Origin of the sequence: Trabulsiella odontotermitis (assembly GCF_001297775.1) — a bacterium.
In the GTDB taxonomy this organism is placed as follows: Bacteria; Pseudomonadota; Gammaproteobacteria; order Enterobacterales; family Enterobacteriaceae; genus Trabulsiella; species Trabulsiella odontotermitis.
On the sequence record NZ_LIFX01000012.1, the window covers coordinates 135,399 to 153,189 of the forward strand.

Sequence of the window (17,791 nt, forward strand, 5' to 3'; positions counted from 1 at the left end):
GGCTGGTGAGTCATTTCGTACTTGCCAGCCTTTTTTTGTATAGCTAATTTAGATTGTTGGTCGGGTATGTCATCATTTACGGGTGTTGTAAGGTTATGACACACCTGATATAACTGCTGCGCGGTCGTACTGTGAAGGATTCAGGTGCGATATAAATTATAAAGAGAGGAAGAAAACAGTGAATAAATCTCAACTGATTGACAAAATTGCTGCGGGTGCGGACATTTCTAAAGCTGCAGCTGGACGTGCATTAGATGCGCTGATCGCTTCTGTTACTGAATCTCTGAAATCTGGGGATGACGTTGCACTGGTTGGCTTTGGTACTTTTGCTGTTAAAGAGCGTGCTGCCCGTACTGGTCGCAACCCGCAAACAGGTAAAGAAATCACCATTGCTGCCGCTAAAGTGCCTGGTTTCCGTGCAGGTAAAGCACTGAAAGACGCAGTAAACTGATCGATTCCCGAAAAGGGAAGTGACTAAGTACAAGGGCGCATCGCTGGATGTGCCTTTTTTTATCCCATTTCTGCGAGAATTATGCGTAGTGGGCTGACAAGAGGCCCGTTTTCTTGTCAAAATACGACCTCACGCGCAGCGGTCATGACGTGCTATGCTGCGCGAGGTCTACAGTCACCTACAGCGGAGCGTTGTTACACCATGATGGACAACTTACGCACGGCAGCTAACAGCATCGTGCTCAAGATTATTTTCGGTATCATTATTGTGTCGTTCATTTTGACCGGCGTCAGTAGCTACCTGATTGGCGGTAACAATACCTATGCCGCGAAAGTGAATGGCCAGGAAATTGGCCGTCCGCAATTTGAAAATGCCGTTGCCAGCGAACGTAATCGTATGCAACAGCAGCTGGGTGACAGATTCTCCGAACTGGCCAGCAACGAAAACTACATGAAAACGATGCGTCAGCAGGTACTGAATCGCCTGATTGACGAGTCGTTACTCGACCAGTACGCCAAAGAGCTCGGACTGAATATCAGCGATGAGCAGGTGAAGAAAGCCATTTTCAGCACCCAGGCGTTCCAGACCGACGGTAAATTCGACAACGCGCGTTTCAACAGCATTGTGAGCCAGATGCGCATGACGGCGGATCAATACGCACAGGCGCTGCGTAATCAGCTGGTCACTCAGCAGCTCATCAACGCCGTTGCCGGTACCGATTTCATGCTGCCAGGCGAGACTGATGAACTGGCGGCGCTGGTCTCTCAGCAGCGCGTCGTGCGCGAAGCCACCATTGATGTTAACGCCCTGGCGGCAAAACAGCAGGTAAGCGATCAGGAAATCAACGCGTTCTACGAGCAGAACAAAGGCAACTTCATGTCGCCGGAGCAGTTCCGCGTCAGCTACATCAAGATGGATGCCGCTGAGATGCAGGAGAACGCCTCGGACGCTGAAATCCAGTCTTATTACGATCAGCACAAAGATCAGTACACGCAGCCGCAGCGTAGCCGCTACAGCGTGATCCAGACCAAAACCGAAGCGGATGCCAAGGCCGCGCTGGATGAGCTGAACAAAGGCGCAGATTTCGCCACCGTCGCGAAAGAGAAATCAACTGACATCATCTCTGCCCGCAACGGCGGCGATATGGGCTGGCTGGAAGAGTCCACCACCCCGGACGAACTGAAAAACGCGGGCCTGAAAGAGAAAGGGCAACTGTCAGGCGTGATCACCTCCTCTGTGGGCTTCCTTGTCGCGCGTCTGGATGACGTCCAGCCAGCGCAGGTAAAACCGCTGAGTGACGTGCGCGATGACATCGCGGCGAAAGTGAAACAGGAAAAAGCGCTGGATGCTTACTACGCGCTGCAGCAGAAAGTGAGTGACGCGGCCAGCAACGATAATGAATCCCTGGCAGGCGCTGCGCAGGTTTCGGGCCAGAAAGTGGTGGAAACCGACTGGTTTACGCAAAACACGCTGCCGGAAGCGCTGAATTTCAAACCGGTTGCTGACGCCATTTTCAATGGCGGGCTGGTGGGCGAAAACGGCACGCCGGGCAGCAACTCCGACATCATTACAGTTGATGGCGATCGCGCGTTCGTGCTGCGCATCAGCGAGCATAAAGCGGAAGCCGTTAAACCGCTGAGCGAGGTCAAAGACCAGGTCGCTGACATCGTGAAACACACCAAAGCGGAACAACAGGCGAAGCTGGATGCGGAAAAACTGCTGGCGGAACTGAACGCCGGTAAAGGTGCTGAGGCGCTGAAAGCGGCCGGGCTGAGCTTTGGTGACGCGAAGACGCTGAGCCGTGCCGGTCAGGATCCGGTAAGCCAGACGGCGTTCACGCTACCGTTGCCGCAGAAAGATAAGCCGAGCTATGGCATCGGTAGCGATCTGCAAGGCAACGTCGTGCTGCTGGCACTGGACGAAGTGAAAGCGGGTTCAATGCCGGAAGAGCAGAAGAAAGCGATGGTTCAGGGCATCACGCAGAATAACGCGCAGATCGCCTTCGAAGCGTTAATGAGTAACCTGCGCAAACAGGCCAAAATCAAGCTGGGTGATGTCGTCGAACAGCAGCAATAAGCGGAATCCGCTTCGCAGAATAAAGTAACACCATGTAATACCGAAAGGCCGCGCTCGCGGCCTTTTCCATTTCTGATATTTGCCTTTTGTTCTGTTTTTTTCTTCCAGTTATCGTGGCCTCGCTGTCAACAAACAAGGAGAAAACAGCATGAAACGTGGAATTAAAACTCTCATCATCACCGCCAGTCTTGTGTTTGCCGGTATGGGTCATAACGCGCTGGCTGCAGGCTCAACGGCGAAACCGCAGGCTGCGCAAACACAATCTGAAGCGCAAACGGCGCAGGTGAAAAAAGCCGATGCCGCAAAACCGGCCGATGAGGAAGGCACCAAAGTCAGCATCAATACCGCCCCGGCGGAGGAACTGGCGCGGGTGATGAACGGCGTAGGGCTGAAAAAAGCGCAGGCCATCGTCAGCTTTCGTGAGGAATACGGCCCCTTCAAAACACTTGACGATCTTCGCCAGGTGCCGGGAATGGGGAATTCACTGGTTGAACGCAACCTGGCCCATCTGATGCTCTGATCCTGACGCAAGTTTGCAGAGTGGCCGTTTTTTGCCAGACTAGAGAGGTCATACCAGTGGTGTGACCTCTGATTCTATTAAACATAAAAAGATAAGGCTATTGCGCTATGCAGACTCAAATCAAAGTTCGTGGATACCATCTCGATGTTTATCAGCACGTCAACAACGCCCGCTACCTGGAGTTCCTTGAAGAAGCTCGTTGGGACGGGCTGGAAAACAGCGCCGGTTTTCAGTGGATGACCGCCCATAACATCGCGTTCGTGGTGGTTAACATCAATATCAACTACCGGCGCCCGGCGGTGCTGGGTGACTTACTGACGGTGACCAGCGCCGTAAAACAGCTCAACGGTAAAAGCGGTGTGCTGAGCCAGGTCGTCACGCTGGAACCCGACGGCGAAGTGGTGGCGGATGCCCTGATTACGTTTGTCTGTATCGATCTGAAAACACAAAAGGCGCTCATGCTGGAAGGCGAACTGCGTGAGCACCTGGAGCAGATGGTGGCGTAAATCCCTTCATTGGGAGTTATTGGAGTTATTTAAAAATCCAGGATATCATGGATGAATAGCAAAGCATTGATCGCTGAACTCGTTGCTGACGGCTGGATCTTAATCAGGGTGACCGGAAGTCATCATCATTTCCGTCACCCGATTAAGCGTGGACTGGTAACCGTTCCACATCCGAAAAAAGATTTGCCCGTCGGAACCGTAAAAAGTATCCGCCGTCAGGCCAGTTACGAAAATCCACTTGCGTTACCCTGGAGATAGTATGTATTACCCAATTGCAGTTGAAAGTGGCGACGAAAAGCATGCATGGGGTGTCATTGTGCCGGATCTTCCTGGCTGTTTCTCTGCGGGAGATACGCTGGATGAAGCCATCGTAAACGCTCGGGAAGCGATTACCGCACATATCGAACTGCTCGTTGAAATGGGGGAGGATATTCCGCTTATCTCGACAGTCAATGATCTGGTGGCACAACCGCAGTATCAGGGAATGACGTGGGCACTGGTGGATATTGATGTGAGCCGTTTGCTGGGAGGGTCGGAGAAAATCAACGTTACGTTGCCGAAATCACTCATTGATCGAATTGATCGCTGCGTCGCACGGCATCCTGAGTTTAAGAGCCGCTCCGGGTTTCTTGCTCAGGCAGCACTTGAACGTATCACAAAGCCATTTTCATAACCCCGGCAAACCTATTGCCGGGGTCACGAATCACTTCAGCCCGGTCTTCGCTTTCATCGCCGCCATAACGCCAGGTTTATCGCCCAGATAGTGGTTCAGACCGTTGGCGCGCAGGTTACAGGCTGCGCAGTGTCCGCAACCGTCGCCTTTAATGCCGTTATAGCAGGTGAGCGTTTCGCTGCGCACCAGATCCAGTTTTCCCCAATAGTCTGCCAGCGCCCAGGTTTCGGCTTTGTCTATCCACATCAGCGGTGTTTCGAAGCGGATTTCTTTTGCCATGCCCAGATTTACCGCATGGTTCAGCGCTTTGACGAACTCATCGCGGCAGTCCGGGTAGCCGGAAAAATCGGTTTCACAGACGCCGGTGATCACTGCTTCGGCTTTGACCTGATAAGCATAAATAGCCGCCAGCGTGAGAAACAGAATGTTGCGGCCTGGCACAAAGGTATTGGGGATACCGTCGGCGTCCGGTTCGTAATCCGGCACCGGAATGCTGTCGCGGGTCAGGCTGCTGACGGCCAGTTCATTGAGCAGCGTCGTATCCAGCACTTTATGCGCTTTTGCGCCAAGCGTCAGCGCCAGGTCGCGCGCAACGTCAATTTCGGCCCGATGACGCTGGCCATAATCGAACGTGACGCAATGAACTTCATCGTACTGGTGCAAAGCCTGCACCAGGCAGGTGGTGGAATCTTGTCCTCCGCTAAAGACGACAACGGCGCGTTTCATAGCAATTCCTGACAGTCAAAAAATGAGGCAGCTATGGTAGCGCCAGAATGTCTCAGCGACCAGCTTCTTCACCGGAAGAGGCCGGAAGCCAGGCTTCGGTAAAATCAAACCAGCCGCGCGGTGTCAGCCGAATACCGTTCACACCTGGCGGCGCGCTGACCCGATAGTGATAGTTGAACAGCGGCGTTAGCGTCGCGCTTTCCATCAAATTACTGACCACACCCAGTAAAGCGGTGGCGCGGGAGACGTCATCGCGCTGACGCTGGACCGCATCCAGCGTGGCCTGCAAATGGGCATATTGCGGGTGCGTCAGAACGTTCAGCCAGAGCGGATCGCAACGCATCCATTGCTCCAGCGTATATTCCGGCGTTTCGCCAATCAGCCTGTCGCCCATCATCAGATCGGCGGAGGCCAGCGCCAGGCAACCATCCCAGGTTTTGGCATCATGAAAAATCACCGTTAACTGGCAACCCCGCGCGGCCAGCGCCTGACGGAGTTGTTCTGCCATCGTGTGAAGCTCCACCGGCAGATGGTAAACCAGTGTTAAGGCTGTCGGCAGTGCCACTTGCTCGTCTTCCGCCCATTGCGGGATAGGCCACCCTGGCAGCAGTTCATCGCAGGGCGTAATCAGGTTTTCATCGAGCGGCAGCGTTTGTAAAAGCGTCGTGCGGTGGATCAGCGCAATAACCCGCTGTGCCTGCGCGGGCGTGAGTCGTTCGCTCTGGCGGAGCGCCAGATAGCAAAATCCGAGGCTGATACTGTTGCTGACCAGTCGCAGTTGATCCTGCTCTTCGGGTTTCCCGATGGCGATTTCGATCGGGTGGCGGCAACTGGAACCCATGTCTTTGATGAACAGTTGTGGGGTGATCCAGTATTCGATTGCCTGCAACAACGGGTGGCTCAGATGATAGCGGGCGTGGCTCTCCAGCCTGACCAGTTCCGGTTCGAAAATTTTCAGCTTAAACGGTCCGGTGCCTAGTTCCGGGTGATCCGGGTGTGCCAGCAGGCTGCAGTAACTGGCAAGCCGCCACGGAAGCCAGTAGTCGGGGTGATGCAGCGTAAAGGTCAGGCATTGCGCATGGGTGATTTCAATCGCTTTGACGCTGGCAAACAATTCGCGCATCCGCGGCAGGGTAAGCAGCATCATCAGGCGTTGCTGAAGCTGCGCGGTTTCAACCGCATCACCGTTATGCCAGTGCAGTGTGGAGCGAATGTAAAAGTGCCAGTGCAGCCCGTCGTCGCTGGCTTCCCAGTGATGAGCCAGATCGCCAACCGGCCGGGCTGAATCCAGCGAGAAACGTGTTAAACCGGAAAAAATCTGCCCGACCAGATGTTGCTCCGCACGGCCAGGCAGAAAACCCGGATGCAGCGGATCGAGCGGGCGATAGTAGGGGATACGCAGTGTCGGCGTGTTGTTCTGCCACTGACCACCGAGAAAGGGATGCAGCAGCGCCCGAAGCTCCACCGGCGCCAGCTGTGCCAGTTCCAGCGCGTTATGCTGTTGTCCCTCGCGGAGCGCCTGTTCCATCATCTGATTACGCAGGGTATCGGGGGTTGTCAGAAAACGTAACGTCCCGCGCTTACCGCGCCCGGATTGCGCCTGCCATTCCAGCCAGCCAGCGTCCTGTGCCTGACGCAATAACGTTCTGACGTGGCGCTCGCTGCAAAAACAGCGTTCAGCGAGTTCTGCTACCGTCACTTGTTGCGGCGCGCCCTGACCAGGTTGCCACAGGCGCTGGAACTGATTCAGTCGGTTTAACACTCTCATCGCAAATCGGCCTCTCCGGCGGAACAGAAACCCGGAACAATAAAAATGAACTATTCACTATTACTTCCGTATATCCCGGATAATACTACCTCGCAATAGCTCATTTTTCACTCCGGGAAACGATCATGGCAAAACTGGCTGCATTCGATATGGACGGTACGCTGTTGATGCCAAATCATCTGCTGGGTGATGAAACGCTGTCGACACTGAAACGTCTGCGTGAGCGTGATATCACGCTGGCGTTTGCCACGGGTCGCCATGTGCTGGAAATGCGTCATCTGATAGGGCGCTTTGCGCTGGATGCGTTTCTGATCACCGGCAATGGTACGCGCATCCATTCGCTGGAGGGTGAGGTGCTTCATCGTAGTGATCTGGCGCCTGATGTCGCCCACCGCGTTCTGCATACAGTCTGGGATACCCGCGCCAGTATTCACGCCTTCAATGACAGCGGCTGGCTGACGAATAAAGAAATCCCCGAAATGCTTCATGCGCATGTCTACAGCGGTTTCCATTATCAGCTTTGCGATCTCCAGGCGCTGCCTGCCAGCGACGTCACCAAGATTTGTTTCTGTGGCGATCACGACGATCTGGTCCGTTTACAGGAGCAACTGCGCGAGGCGCTGGGCGAGCGTGCCAACCTCTGCTTCTCGGCCGTCGATTGCCTGGAGGTGCTGCCGGTGGGTTGCAACAAAGGCGCGGCGCTTTCGGTGCTGAGCGGGCATCTCGGCATGACGATGCAGGACTGCATGGCCTTTGGCGACGCAATGAACGATCGGGAAATGCTGGGGCTGGTCGGGCGCGGCCTGATCATGGGCAATGCCATGCCGCAACTCAAAGCGGAACTGCCTCATTTAACGGTTATCGGACACTGCCAGAATCAGGCGGTTTCCCACTTTTTAACGCATTGGCTGGACACACCACATCTTCCTTATTCCCCCGAATGACGAGATCCCTTCCAGCAAGCCGGATATCCTCTGATACCCGGCTTTTTTTATGCCGCTTGCCTGCGTTCAGATGACTTATCATTTTGTGCCCGATGCCCGGAAAAAATTGTCGCGATTTAGCCTTTGAAATAGAATAAAAGGAGAAAAAAATTCTCCTGAGGTGCGCTGTGTTAGATAAAATTGACCGAAAGCTGCTTTCCCTGCTGCAGTCTGACTGCACCCTCTCTTTGCAGGAGCTGGCGGATGCCGTTAATCTGACCACCACACCCTGCTGGAAACGGCTGAAACGCCTCGAAGATGACGGCATTTTGCTCGGGCGGGTCGCGTTGCTGGATGCCGAAAAACTGGGGCTGGGCCTCACCGCTTTTGTGCTGATCAAAACGCAGCACCACAGCAGCGACTGGTATTGCCGTTTTGTCAGCGAAGTCTCGCAAATGCCGGAAGTACTGGGGTTCTGGCGCATGGCAGGTGAATACGATTACCTGATGCGCGTACAGGTCGCTGACATGAAACGCTATGACGACTTTTATAAACGGCTGGTGAACAATGTGCCTGGTTTATCGGATGTGACCTCCAGTTTTGCCATGGAACAGATAAAATTCACCACCGCATTACCGATTGACTAATTCTCCCGGTTGCAACCGGACAATCACGTTCAGGATCAAACTGTTTGCGTTTATTTGCTCAATTAAGCTGGTATTTCCGTCGGGAGTGGCGACGCTACCTCGGGGCCGTATCACTGCTTATTATCATCGCCTTTTTACAGCTCATCCCGCCGAAAGTCGTCGGGATCATCGTAGACGGCGTCACCGAACAACATTACACCACCGAACGCGTGTTGATGTGGATCGGCACGATGCTGCTGATTGCCGTGGTGGTTTATCTGCTGCGTTATGTCTGGCGCGTGCTGCTGTTTGGCGCGTCTTATCAACTGGCAGTGGAACTGCGGGAAGACTTCTACCGTCAGCTCAGTCGTCAGCACCCGGAATTTTATCTCCGTCATCGTACCGGTGACTTAATGGCCCGCGCGACCAACGACGTCGACCGCGTGGTGTTTGCCGCCGGGGAAGGCGTGCTGACGCTGGTCGATTCGATGGTCACGGGGCTGGCGGTGCTGATCGTAATGTCGACGCAAATCAGCTGGCAATTAACGCTGCTGGCGCTGGTACCAATGCCGATTATGGCGCTGGTAATCAAGCGCTACGGCGACATGCTGCACGAACGCTTCAAACTGGCGCAGGCGGCGTTCTCCACGCTCAACGATCGTACGCAGGAGAGCATGACCAGCATCCGCATGATCAAAGCTTTCGGGCTTGAAGATCGCCAGTCGGCGCTGTTTGCTGCCGATGCGGCGGATACCGGCGTGAAAAACATGCGCGTGGCCCGCGTCGATGCCCGTTTTGATCCGACGATTTATATCGCCATTGGGATGGCAAACCTGCTGGCGATTGGCGGCGGGAGCTGGATGGTCACCCAGGGCACGATCACGCTCGGACAGCTCACCAGTTTCATGATGTACCTCGGGCTGATGATTTGGCCGATGCTGGCGCTGGCGTGGATGTTTAACATCGTTGAACGTGGCAGCGCCGCCTACAGCCGCATTCGCACGATGCTGGCGGAAGCGCCAGTGGTGAACGATGGCGAAGAAACCATTCCTGACGGGCGTGGCGCGCTGGCGGTGGCTATCCGTGAGTTTCATTATCCGCACACCGATGCCGTGACGCTGGAGAAGGTCAACTTCACGTTGCAGCCCGGCCAGATGCTTGGGATCTGCGGCCCGACCGGCGCGGGTAAATCCACCGTGCTGTCGCTGATCCAGCGCCATTTCGATGTGACGCAGGGCGATATTCGTTATCACGATATTCCCTTGCCACGCCTGAAGCTGGATAGCTGGCGCAGCCGTCTGGCGGTGGTGAGTCAGACCCCGTTCCTGTTTTCCGATACCGTGGCGAGCAATATCGCCCTCGGTAAACCCGGCGCGACGCAACAGGAGATTGAACACGCGGCGCGACTGGCGAGCGTCCATGACGACATCCTGCGCTTGCCGCAAGGGTATGACACTGAAGTGGGCGAGCGCGGCGTGATGCTCTCCGGCGGGCAAAAACAGCGTATCGCGATTGCCCGCGCGCTGCTGCTGGAAGCGGAAATCCTGATCCTCGACGACGCGCTGTCGGCAGTGGATGGCCGCACGGAGCATCAGATCCTGCACAATCTGCGTCAGTGGGGCGAAGGACGTACGGTGATTATCAGTGCGCACCGGCTGTCGGCACTGACCGACGCCAGTGAAATTATCGTCATGCAGCACGGCCATATCGCCCAGCGCGGAAGGCATGAGCAACTGGCGGCGCAGTCGGGATGGTATCGCGATATGTATCGCTATCAGCAACTGGAAGCGGCGCTGAACGATGCACCGGTGGAGGAGGCGACCCATGAAGAATCGTAACCGGGCGCAGCTCTGGCCGACGCTGAAACGGTTGCTGGCGTACGGTTCGCCATGGCGCAAACCGCTGGCCATCGCGGTGGTGATGATGTGGATTGCCGCCGCCGCTGAGGTGAGCGGCCCGATGCTCATCAGCTATTTTATCGACAACATGGTGGCGAAGGATTATCTGCCGCTGGGGATCATTACTGGTCTGGCGGCGGCTTACGTCGGGCTGCAACTGCTGGCAGCCAGCCTTCACTACGCGCAATCGCTGCTGTTTAACCGCGCCGCGGTGGGCGTCGTTCAGCAGTTACGTATTGATGTGATGGATGCTGCTCTGCGCCAGCCACTGAGCGCGTTCGATACGCAACCGGTAGGCGAGATTATCTCCCGCGTCACCAACGACACCGAAGTGATCCGCGATCTCTACGTTATGGTTGTCGCGACCGTGTTGCGCAGCGCCGCATTAATTGGCGCGATGCTGGTCGCGATGTTCAGTCTCGACTGGCGCATGGCGCTGGTGGCAATCGGCATCTTCCCGGCGGTAATTGTGGTGATGCTGATCTACCAGCGCTACAGCACGCCGATCGTGCGCCGCGTGCGTGCTTATCTGGCGGATATCAACGATGGCTTTAACGAGGTCATCAACGGCATGAGCGTTATTCAGCAGTTCCGGCAGCAGGCACGTTTTGGCGAGCGGATGAACGAGGCAAGCCGCTCGCATTATCTCGCGCGGATGCAGACGTTACGGCTCGACGGCTTTTTGCTGCGCCCGCTGCTGAGTCTGTTTTCCGCCATGGTGCTGTGCGGCTTGCTGTTGTTGTTTGGCTTTACGTCGGTCGGAACGATTGAGGTGGGCGTGTTGTATGCATTCATCAGCTATCTCGGGCGTCTGAACGAGCCGCTGATTGAACTCACCACTCAGCAGTCCATCATGCAGCAGGCGGTGGTGGCGGGCGAACGCGTGTTTGAGATGATGGACAGACCGCGCCAGACCTACGGCAGCGACAGCGCGCCGCTGCAGAGCGGTGCCGTAGAGTTTGATAACGTTTCCTTCGCCTATCGCGATGACCGTCTGGTGTTGCGGGATATCAATCTGACCATTCCATCGCGCAGCTTTGTGGCGCTGGTAGGGCACACCGGCAGCGGTAAAAGCACGCTGGCCAGTCTGCTGATGGGCTATTACCCGCTGACTCAGGGTGAAATTCGCCTCGACGGGCGTCCGCTTTCCTCGCTGAGCCATTCCGCGCTGCGACAGGGCGTCGCGATGGTGCAACAGGATCCGGTCGTCATGGCCGACTCGTTCTTTGCCAACGTCGCGCTGGGGCGCGACATCAGCGAAGCGAGTGTCTGGCACGCGCTGGAAACGGTACAACTGGCGCCGCTGGCACGCAGTCTGCCGGAAGGCATTTATACCCGGTTGGGCGAGCAGGGGAACACGCTGTCCGTCGGGCAGAAACAGCTGCTGGCGCTGGCGCGCGTGCTGGTGGAAACGCCGCAGGTGCTGATCCTCGACGAGGCGACAGCGAACATTGATTCCGGCACCGAGCGGGCGATCCAGCAGGCGCTGGTCGCCGTGCGCCAGCATACGACGCTGGTGGTCATCGCTCACCGGCTCTCGACGATTGTCGATGCGGACACCATCATGGTGCTGCATCGTGGTGAAGCGGTAGAGCAGGGGACGCATCAGCAACTGCTGGCAGCGAAAGGCCGCTACTGGCAGATGTATCAACTGCAACTGGCGGGCGAAGAGCTGGCCGCCAGCGCTCACGATGAGTCGCTTATCGCCTGATGCACCAGTATCAGGCAATCTTTTAAACATTAAACGCACCTGCACTGTCATGGTGCGTTTTCTTTACCATTCCTGCCTGTTTATCACGCGCGATGCCCGTTTTCCTGCCCCTTTCATTTCTGGCATGCCCCTTGCTTTACTCTTCTCGCCATTACCGAATTCTGACTGGAGAGGAACTATGAAGCTGGTTACCGTGGTAATCAAACCATTCAAACTCGAAGACGTTCGCGAAGCGCTGTCTTCTATTGGTATTCAGGGACTGACCGTTACAGAAGTAAAAGGCTTCGGACGCCAGAAAGGTCACGCCGAGCTTTATCGCGGTGCAGAGTACAGCGTCAATTTCCTGCCCAAAGTAAAAATTGATGTGGCGATTGCTGACGATCAGCTTGATGAAGTGATCGACGTGATCAGCAAAGCGGCCTACACCGGAAAAATTGGCGACGGCAAAATCTTCGTCGCCGAACTGCAACGCGTGATTCGCATTCGTACCGGCGAAGCCGACGAAGCGGCGCTCTAATTCCAGGTACACAGCGATAGGGATCGAAAAATGAAAATAGCTTCAATGAAAACGGGCCTGGGGGCACTGGCGCTGATGCCGGGCCTGGCGATGGCCGCACCGGCAGTTGCCGACAAAGCCGACAATGCCTTTATGATGATATGTACCGCGCTGGTGCTGTTTATGTCGATTCCCGGCATTGCGCTGTTTTACGGCGGTCTGATTCGCAGTAAAAACGTACTGTCGATGTTAACGCAGGTCGCGGTCACCTTCGCGCTGGTCTGCATTTTGTGGGTGGTTTATGGCTATACGCTGGCGTTCGGTACTGGCGGCAGCTTCTTCGGCAGCTTCGACTGGGTGATGCTGAAAAATATCCAGCTCACGGCGCTGATGGGCACGTTTTATCAGTATATCCATGTCGCGTTCCAGGGCTCGTTTGCCTGCATCACCGTCGGCCTGATTGTCGGTTCGCTTGCTGAGCGTATCCGCTTCTCCGCCGTGCTGATTTTTGTGGTGGTGTGGCTGACGCTCTCCTATGTGCCGATTGCACACATGGTCTGGGGCGGTGGTCTGCTGGCTTCCCACGGCGCGCTGGATTTCGCCGGTGGTACGGTAGTACACATCAACGCCGCGATTGCGGGCCTGGTGGGGGCATACCTGATTGGCAAACGTGTGGGCTTTGGCAAAGAAGCCTTTAAACCGCACAACCTGCCGATGGTATTCACCGGTACCGCGATCCTCTATGTCGGCTGGTTCGGCTTCAACGCCGGTTCCGCGAGCTCGGCGAATGAAATCTCCGCGCTGGCGTTCGTGAATACCGTTGTGGCGACTGCTGCGGCGATCCTCGGCTGGGTCTTCGGCGAATGGGCGCTGCGTGGTAAACCGTCGCTGCTGGGCGCGTGTTCTGGCGCGATTGCCGGTCTGGTTGCGGTTACACCGGCCTGTGGCTACATCGGTGTCGGTGGCGCGCTGATCCTCGGTATCCTGGCGGGTCTGGCAGGGCTGTGGGGGGTTACCGCGCTGAAACGCTGGCTGCGCGTGGACGATCCTTGCGACGTGTTCGGCGTCCATGGCGTCTGCGGCATCATCGGTTGTCTGCTGACTGGCGTCTTTGCCTCAACATCGCTGGGCGGCGTCGGGTACGCAGAAGGCGTGACGATGGGCCATCAAGTGCTGGTACAGCTCGAGAGCGTGGCCGTCACTATCGTCTGGTCTGGCGTCGTGTCTTATATCGGCTACAAGCTGGCGGATTTGACCGTTGGTCTGCGCGTGCCGGAAGAGCAGGAACGCGAAGGGCTGGACGTCAACAGCCACGGTGAAAACGCCTACAATGCCTAAAACAGAAAAGCCTCCCGTCGGGAGGCTTTTCCCTTACCCTTATCCCCGGTTTCGCATTACCCCTTCCTGCACCGCAGAAGCGACCAGCACACCGTCCTGAGTGAAGAATTCACCCCGCACAAAGCCGCGCGCACTGGAGGCGGACGTACTTTCCACGCTGTAGAGCAGCCATTCGTTCATATTGAACGGACGGTGGAACCACATGGAGTGATCGATGGTCGCCACCTGCATGCCTTTCTCGAGGAAACCCACGCCGTGAGGCTGAAGGGCGACGGGCAGGAAGTTGAAGTCGGAGGCATAGCTCAGCAGATACTGATGGATGCGGAAATCTTCCGGCAGAGTGCCGTTCGCGCGGATCCACACCTGGCGTTTGGGCTCGGCGACATGGCCTTTCAGCGGGTTATGAAACTCCACCGGGCGGATCTCCAGCGGTTTATCGCTCAAAAACTTTTCTTGCACGGCGGGCGGCAGCAAATGCGCCAGCGAACGGGCGATGTCGGTTTCCGATTTCAGTGAGTCCGGTGCCGGAGCGGGCGGCATCGGCATCTGGTGTTCATAACCGGGTTCTGGTGCCTGGAATGAGGCGGTCAGATAGAAGATCGGTTTACCATTCTGGATCGCCGCCACACGGCGGGCGCTGAAGCTGTTGCCATCGCGCAGCACTTCAACGTCATAAACAATCGGTTTAGCGCTGTCGCCGGGACGCAGGAAATAGCTGTGGAAAGAGTGCACCAGACGATCCGCCGGTACGGTTTCTTTTGCTGCGTACAGCGCCTGTCCCACGACCTGGCCGCCGAACACCTGACGTAAGCCAAGATCCTCGCTTTGGCCGCGAAACAGTCCTTCTTCAATTTTTTCCAGATTCAACAACGTCAGCAGGTTCGTTAATGCCAGACTCATAGATAACCTCAGTAATAGAAACGCGGCGGCATGAGAATAACCAGATTATAACGCAGAATCAAAAATGGCCTGTCGGGTGCAATAGTCTGAATTACGGGTCCTTTCCAGGCACAAATGTGAGATCTGTGCCACAATTATGCTCGTAAAGATTGTTCAGACCACTCAGTCTGCAGAATTAACCTCTGTGGATGCATGGATGATAAGGAGAACATAATGAAACTCGTGCATATGTTAAGTGGTTTAGCGGTTGCGGTCGCGCTGAGTGCCTGCGCAGATAAAAGCGCAGATATCCAGACCCCGGCGCCGAACCCCAATACGTCTGGTGTGGCTACACAACCCGCTATTCAGCAGCCTAATGTGTCAGGTACTGTCTGGATCCGTCAGAAAGTGGCGTTGCCGCCGGATGCCGTGCTGACTGTGACGCTGTCGGATGCCTCTCTGGCGGATGCACCGTCTAAAGTATTATCGCAGAAGGCCGTTCGTACCGAGGGTAAACAGGCGCCGTTCAGCTTCGTGCTGCCGTATAACCCTGCTGACGTCCAGCCGAATGCGCGCATTCTGTTGAGTGCAGCCATCACCGTCAATGACAAACTGGTGTTTATCACCGATACCGTCCAGCCGGTGATTAACAATGGCGGAACCAAAGCGGATCTGACGCTGGTGCCGGTTCAGCAGACGGCGATCCCGATGCAGGCGAGCGGTGGTGCGGCGACCACAGTACCGTCAACCTCGCCCACTCAGGTGAGCCCGTCCAGCGCAACCCCTGCGCCGACGCAAATTCCATAATCTGCCTTCCGGTCCTCTCCCTGCGAGAGGACCGTCAGTACACCCAGCGATACTTCTGCATATCAATCTTCCCGCCGCCGGAGACCTGCACACCTTCGGAGAGTAACGCCTGCCGTTGTCGTTGCAGATCCGGGCCAGTGAGCGAAATGGTACCATGACGGTTCACCACCCGGTGCCACGGCAGGGTCGAGCCTTCCGGTAAGCGTTTGAGTACACCGCCCACCTGACGCGCGGCACGCGGCGATCCCGCCAGTCGAGCGACATCACCGTAGGTCGTAACGCAGCCTTCGGGAATGGAGGCGACAATTTGCCAGACCCGTTGCGGGAAGCTGTCGAGGGGTTCCATAGCACGTCCGGTAGCAGTGAAAAACACAGGATAAGCTACGGCTCAGCCATTGTGAAGACAGCCTGCCGCCTGCGTTTTTATTCTGTTGCACAATAATCCAGCATCCGCACTGCCCCGGCTTGCAATTGCCGGACGGCACAGGGATAATGCGCCAGCGCGTTGGTTATCAACGCTCTCAATGGGGGCTCTGTTGGTTCTCCCGCAACGCTACTCTGTTTACCAGGTCAGGTCCGGAAGGAAGCAGCCAGAGCAGACGACGTGTGTGCCGGGATGTAGCTGGCAGGGCCCCCACCCAATTCTGCGACATGCAGAATGTCCGCCACGCAGATCCTCTTTCAGCCTGTCACCGGAATCCGGGCAATGACCTTAATTTCAAAATCGAATCCTGCAAGCCAGGTAACCCCAACGGCTGTCCAGTTAGGATAGGGTGGTTGCGGGAAAATAGCCTGTTTCACCTGCATAATCGCTGGAAACTGATTTTCAGGATCGGTATGAAAGGTGGTGACATCGATCAGATCGTCGAAGGTGCACCCTGCGGCTGCAAGGGTTGCTCTCAGATTATCAAACGCAAGCTGTACCTGGGCAGAGAAATCCGGCTCCGGCGTGCCGTCGGCGCGACTACCGACCTGGCCGGAAACAAACAGCAAATCGCCGGAACGGATGGCGGCAGAGTAACCATGCGCTTCATACAGCGCGTGTCGGTTAGCAGGAAAAACAGGTTCGCGCGGGATCATAACGTGTCCTTTTTTCAGTGAATGGAAAATGCGGGAAGCGCGACACGTATAGTTGGTTTAATATACGAGGCGTATGTGAAACGTATCTCACATACGCTGTGTATGTCAAATGATATGCAATATTCGTCGAAGGGGAACTTATGGCAGCCAGACGCCGCAGTGAAACGATGGAAGAGAACCGCGCCAAATTGATTAAGGCAGCACGAAAAGCCTTTGCTGAGAAGGGATTTGCCGCGGCATCGATGGATGAATTAACCGCCAGCGTTGGCCTGACGCGTGGGGCGCTGTACCACAACTTTGGCGATAAAAAAGGGCTGCTCGCGGCGGTTGTCGACCAGGTCGATGGTGAAATGGCGCAACGCGCTAAATCTGTCGCCGCGACCGCGGGTGATGACTGGCAAAAGCTGCTGGCTGAAGGGATCGCCTATATTAAAATGGCGCTGGATCCGGAAGTCCGGCGCATTGTTCTGCTTGATGGGCCAGCTTTTCTCGGGGATCCCTCGCAATGGCCTGGTCAGAATAGCTGCCTGGAATCCACCCGGCAGACGCTGACAACCCTGATTGAACGTGGCGTACTTAAACCGATGGACGCTGGTGCTGCGGCACATCTGTTGAATAGTGCCGCGCTGAATGCAGCGCTTTGGGTGGCGGCCAGCGACGATCCGCAACGGGCGCTGCCAAAGATTATTGACGTTTTTACACAACTGGCGAGCGGCTTATATGCTCATGCTTCCTTATCCGCCACGTCTGCCGGGGAATAATGCAGATACCCCGCAACGCCGCCTCCGCCATCGGAGGGATGATGGATGCCGTTGGAAACGACAACTTCGCGGAAATCGAAGGGCGAGACACCTTCAATGCAGGCGACATTAACGCCATACTGCTCAGGGTTCGAACGCCGCTGGTGGAACGTGTAAATGCCGCACACCGAGCAAAAATAGTGCACCGCCTGACGGGTGTTGAAGCGGTACTCCGTTAGCTTGTCCTTTCCTTTGAGAACTTCAATACCCGACAACGGTGCCGAGACGGTGATCGCGCCGCGCATCCGGCAAAACGAGCAGTCACACCGGCGAATGGTGTGATAGCCGTCAGATAACTGAACAGAAAACTCCACCGCGCCGCAATGGCATCGCGCTAATAATTTTTCTGGCATCGTTTCTCTCTCCGAATGAAAGTATCGCTAGATATTGCTCCGTTAATTATAGGATCTTAATGGAGTTTATTGCCCGGTACTGAAGCCGGGTTATCTGTTAGCTATAGCATGAATAAAATACATTGTCATATGGCTGAAATAATAGTGTCATAATAACGTC

Annotated in this window: 20 protein-coding genes and 1 other RNA gene; 15 read left to right on the forward strand and 6 right to left on the reverse strand. The window is 55.8% G+C overall.

Going from position 1 to position 17,791, the window contains the following annotated elements:
* Nucleotides 1-178: 178 nt before the first annotated feature.
* The 6 genes from hupB (at nucleotide 179) to AOY23_RS16780 (ending at nucleotide 4,226) form a co-directional block, all read left to right on the forward strand.
* Nucleotides 179-451: a nucleoid-associated protein HU-beta gene (gene hupB / locus AOY23_RS16755; protein WP_007373541.1), complete on the forward strand. Its 273-nt coding sequence runs from the start codon at nucleotides 179-181 to the stop codon at nucleotides 449-451.
* A 201-nt stretch (nucleotides 452-652) separates the two neighbouring features.
* Nucleotides 653-2,527 (forward strand): peptidylprolyl isomerase, encoded by a 1,875-nt coding sequence (ppiD, locus tag AOY23_RS16760; protein ID WP_054180463.1) that lies wholly within the window; start codon nucleotides 653-655, stop codon nucleotides 2,525-2,527.
* Nucleotides 2,528-2,675: 148 nt separating this feature from the next.
* Nucleotides 2,676-3,047 (forward strand): helix-hairpin-helix domain-containing protein, encoded by a 372-nt coding sequence (locus AOY23_RS16765; RefSeq protein ID WP_054180462.1) that lies wholly within the window; start codon nucleotides 2,676-2,678, stop codon nucleotides 3,045-3,047.
* Between the two features lie 107 nt (nucleotides 3,048-3,154).
* On the forward strand, nucleotides 3,155-3,553 hold the full coding sequence (locus AOY23_RS16770; RefSeq protein ID WP_054180461.1) for a YbgC/FadM family acyl-CoA thioesterase: 399 nt from the start codon (nucleotides 3,155-3,157) through the stop codon (nucleotides 3,551-3,553).
* Nucleotides 3,554-3,604: 51 nt separating this feature from the next.
* Nucleotides 3,605-3,811 carry a type II toxin-antitoxin system HicA family toxin gene (locus AOY23_RS16775; protein WP_054180460.1) on the forward strand — a complete coding sequence of 69 codons (207 nt, stop codon included), beginning with the start codon at nucleotides 3,605-3,607 and terminating at the stop codon, nucleotides 3,809-3,811.
* A gap of 1 nt (nucleotide 3,812) precedes the next feature.
* Entirely contained in the window at nucleotides 3,813-4,226 is a 414-nt protein-coding gene (locus tag AOY23_RS16780; protein ID WP_054180459.1) for a type II toxin-antitoxin system HicB family antitoxin, read from the forward strand.
* Between the two features lie 30 nt (nucleotides 4,227-4,256).
* On the opposite strand, the gene queC is transcribed toward AOY23_RS16780, so the two are convergent.
* Nucleotides 4,257-4,952 (reverse strand): 7-cyano-7-deazaguanine synthase QueC, encoded by a 696-nt coding sequence (gene queC, locus AOY23_RS16785; protein ID WP_054180458.1) that lies wholly within the window; start codon nucleotides 4,950-4,952, stop codon nucleotides 4,257-4,259.
* A gap of 52 nt (nucleotides 4,953-5,004) precedes the next feature.
* Nucleotides 5,005-6,720, reverse strand: a complete 1,716-nt coding sequence (locus tag AOY23_RS16790; RefSeq protein ID WP_054180457.1) for an SgrR family transcriptional regulator — start codon at nucleotides 6,718-6,720, stop codon at nucleotides 5,005-5,007.
* Between the two features lie 125 nt (nucleotides 6,721-6,845).
* On the opposite strand from AOY23_RS16790, the gene cof reads away from it, so the two are divergent.
* The 6 genes from cof (at nucleotide 6,846) to amtB (ending at nucleotide 13,712) form a co-directional block, all read left to right on the forward strand.
* Complete coding sequence (gene cof, locus AOY23_RS16795) at nucleotides 6,846-7,664, forward strand: HMP-PP phosphatase (RefSeq protein ID WP_054180456.1); 819 nt, start codon at nucleotides 6,846-6,848, stop codon at nucleotides 7,662-7,664.
* A gap of 167 nt (nucleotides 7,665-7,831) precedes the next feature.
* Entirely contained in the window at nucleotides 7,832-8,290 is a 459-nt protein-coding gene (locus AOY23_RS16800; protein WP_054180455.1) for an Lrp/AsnC family transcriptional regulator, read from the forward strand.
* Nucleotides 8,291-8,334: 44 nt separating this feature from the next.
* A complete protein-coding gene (locus AOY23_RS16805; RefSeq protein ID WP_054180454.1) occupies nucleotides 8,335-10,107 on the forward strand; it encodes a SmdA family multidrug ABC transporter permease/ATP-binding protein in 1,773 nt (590 codons plus the stop codon).
* On the forward strand, nucleotides 10,094-11,878 hold the full coding sequence (locus tag AOY23_RS16810) for a SmdB family multidrug efflux ABC transporter permease/ATP-binding protein (protein WP_054180453.1): 1,785 nt from the start codon (nucleotides 10,094-10,096) through the stop codon (nucleotides 11,876-11,878). The genes AOY23_RS16805 and AOY23_RS16810 overlap by 14 nt, the downstream gene beginning before the upstream one ends.
* A gap of 178 nt (nucleotides 11,879-12,056) precedes the next feature.
* Nucleotides 12,057-12,395 carry a P-II family nitrogen regulator gene (gene glnK / locus AOY23_RS16815; RefSeq protein ID WP_002891893.1) on the forward strand — a complete coding sequence of 113 codons (339 nt, stop codon included), beginning with the start codon at nucleotides 12,057-12,059 and terminating at the stop codon, nucleotides 12,393-12,395.
* 30 nt (nucleotides 12,396-12,425) lie between these two features.
* A complete protein-coding gene (amtB, locus tag AOY23_RS16820) occupies nucleotides 12,426-13,712 on the forward strand; it encodes an ammonium transporter AmtB (RefSeq protein WP_054180452.1) in 1,287 nt (428 codons plus the stop codon).
* Nucleotides 13,713-13,751: 39 nt separating this feature from the next.
* Here the strand turns inward: amtB and tesB are convergent, their stop codons facing one another.
* A complete protein-coding gene (gene tesB, locus AOY23_RS16825) occupies nucleotides 13,752-14,612 on the reverse strand; it encodes an acyl-CoA thioesterase II (RefSeq protein WP_054180451.1) in 861 nt (286 codons plus the stop codon).
* A 213-nt stretch (nucleotides 14,613-14,825) separates the two neighbouring features.
* On the opposite strand from tesB, the gene AOY23_RS16830 reads away from it, so the two are divergent.
* Nucleotides 14,826-15,398 (forward strand): YbaY family lipoprotein, encoded by a 573-nt coding sequence (locus AOY23_RS16830; RefSeq protein WP_038155073.1) that lies wholly within the window; start codon nucleotides 14,826-14,828, stop codon nucleotides 15,396-15,398.
* Nucleotides 15,399-15,432: 34 nt separating this feature from the next.
* On the opposite strand, the gene AOY23_RS16835 is transcribed toward AOY23_RS16830, so the two are convergent.
* Nucleotides 15,433-15,744 (reverse strand): MGMT family protein, encoded by a 312-nt coding sequence (locus AOY23_RS16835; protein WP_054180450.1) that lies wholly within the window; start codon nucleotides 15,742-15,744, stop codon nucleotides 15,433-15,435.
* A gap of 188 nt (nucleotides 15,745-15,932) precedes the next feature.
* On the opposite strand from AOY23_RS16835, the gene ffs reads away from it, so the two are divergent.
* Nucleotides 15,933-16,029, forward strand: an RNA gene (gene ffs / locus AOY23_RS21975) — signal recognition particle sRNA small type.
* A 50-nt stretch (nucleotides 16,030-16,079) separates the two neighbouring features.
* On the opposite strand, the gene AOY23_RS16840 is transcribed toward ffs, so the two are convergent.
* Nucleotides 16,080-16,478, reverse strand: coding sequence for a RidA family protein (locus AOY23_RS16840; RefSeq protein ID WP_054180449.1), 399 nt, complete (start codon nucleotides 16,476-16,478; stop codon nucleotides 16,080-16,082).
* A gap of 140 nt (nucleotides 16,479-16,618) precedes the next feature.
* Here AOY23_RS16840 and AOY23_RS16845 point away from each other — a divergent pair, with 140 nt between their 5' ends.
* Complete coding sequence (locus AOY23_RS16845; protein ID WP_054180448.1) at nucleotides 16,619-17,239, forward strand: TetR/AcrR family transcriptional regulator; 621 nt, start codon at nucleotides 16,619-16,621, stop codon at nucleotides 17,237-17,239.
* Here the strand turns inward: AOY23_RS16845 and AOY23_RS21980 are convergent.
* On the reverse strand, nucleotides 17,203-17,631 hold the full coding sequence (locus AOY23_RS21980; RefSeq protein ID WP_072171039.1) for a GFA family protein: 429 nt from the start codon (nucleotides 17,629-17,631) through the stop codon (nucleotides 17,203-17,205). The two genes, AOY23_RS16845 and AOY23_RS21980, sit on opposite strands and share 37 nt — an antisense overlap.
* Between the last annotated feature and the right edge of the window lie 160 nt (nucleotides 17,632-17,791).

Excerpts from the sequence above, each read along its gene's own strand:
- ppiD (WP_054180463.1), top strand. The coding sequence starts at position 653 with ATGATGGACAACTTACGCACGGCAGCTAACAGCATCGTGCTCAAGATT.
- AOY23_RS16765 (WP_054180462.1), top strand. The coding sequence starts at position 2,676 with ATGAAACGTGGAATTAAAACTCTCATCATCACCGCCAGTCTTGTGTTT.
- AOY23_RS16770 (WP_054180461.1), top strand. The coding sequence starts at position 3,155 with ATGCAGACTCAAATCAAAGTTCGTGGATACCATCTCGATGTTTATCAG.
- AOY23_RS16775 (WP_054180460.1), top strand. The coding sequence starts at position 3,605 with ATGAATAGCAAAGCATTGATCGCTGAACTCGTTGCTGACGGCTGGATC.
- AOY23_RS16780 (WP_054180459.1), top strand. The coding sequence starts at position 3,813 with ATGTATTACCCAATTGCAGTTGAAAGTGGCGACGAAAAGCATGCATGG.
- queC (WP_054180458.1), bottom strand. The coding sequence starts at position 4,952 with ATGAAACGCGCCGTTGTCGTCTTTAGCGGAGGACAAGATTCCACCACC.
- AOY23_RS16790 (WP_054180457.1), bottom strand. The coding sequence starts at position 6,720 with ATGAGAGTGTTAAACCGACTGAATCAGTTCCAGCGCCTGTGGCAACCT.
- cof (WP_054180456.1), top strand. The coding sequence starts at position 6,846 with ATGGCAAAACTGGCTGCATTCGATATGGACGGTACGCTGTTGATGCCA.
- AOY23_RS16810 (WP_054180453.1), top strand. The coding sequence starts at position 10,094 with ATGAAGAATCGTAACCGGGCGCAGCTCTGGCCGACGCTGAAACGGTTG.
- glnK (WP_002891893.1), top strand. The coding sequence starts at position 12,057 with ATGAAGCTGGTTACCGTGGTAATCAAACCATTCAAACTCGAAGACGTT.
- amtB (WP_054180452.1), top strand. The coding sequence starts at position 12,426 with ATGAAAATAGCTTCAATGAAAACGGGCCTGGGGGCACTGGCGCTGATG.
- tesB (WP_054180451.1), bottom strand. The coding sequence starts at position 14,612 with ATGAGTCTGGCATTAACGAACCTGCTGACGTTGTTGAATCTGGAAAAA.
- AOY23_RS16830 (WP_038155073.1), top strand. The coding sequence starts at position 14,826 with ATGAAACTCGTGCATATGTTAAGTGGTTTAGCGGTTGCGGTCGCGCTG.
- AOY23_RS16835 (WP_054180450.1), bottom strand. The coding sequence starts at position 15,744 with ATGGAACCCCTCGACAGCTTCCCGCAACGGGTCTGGCAAATTGTCGCC.
- AOY23_RS16840 (WP_054180449.1), bottom strand. The coding sequence starts at position 16,478 with ATGATCCCGCGCGAACCTGTTTTTCCTGCTAACCGACACGCGCTGTAT.
- AOY23_RS16845 (WP_054180448.1), top strand. The coding sequence starts at position 16,619 with ATGGCAGCCAGACGCCGCAGTGAAACGATGGAAGAGAACCGCGCCAAA.
- AOY23_RS21980 (WP_072171039.1), bottom strand. The coding sequence starts at position 17,631 with ATGCCAGAAAAATTATTAGCGCGATGCCATTGCGGCGCGGTGGAGTTT.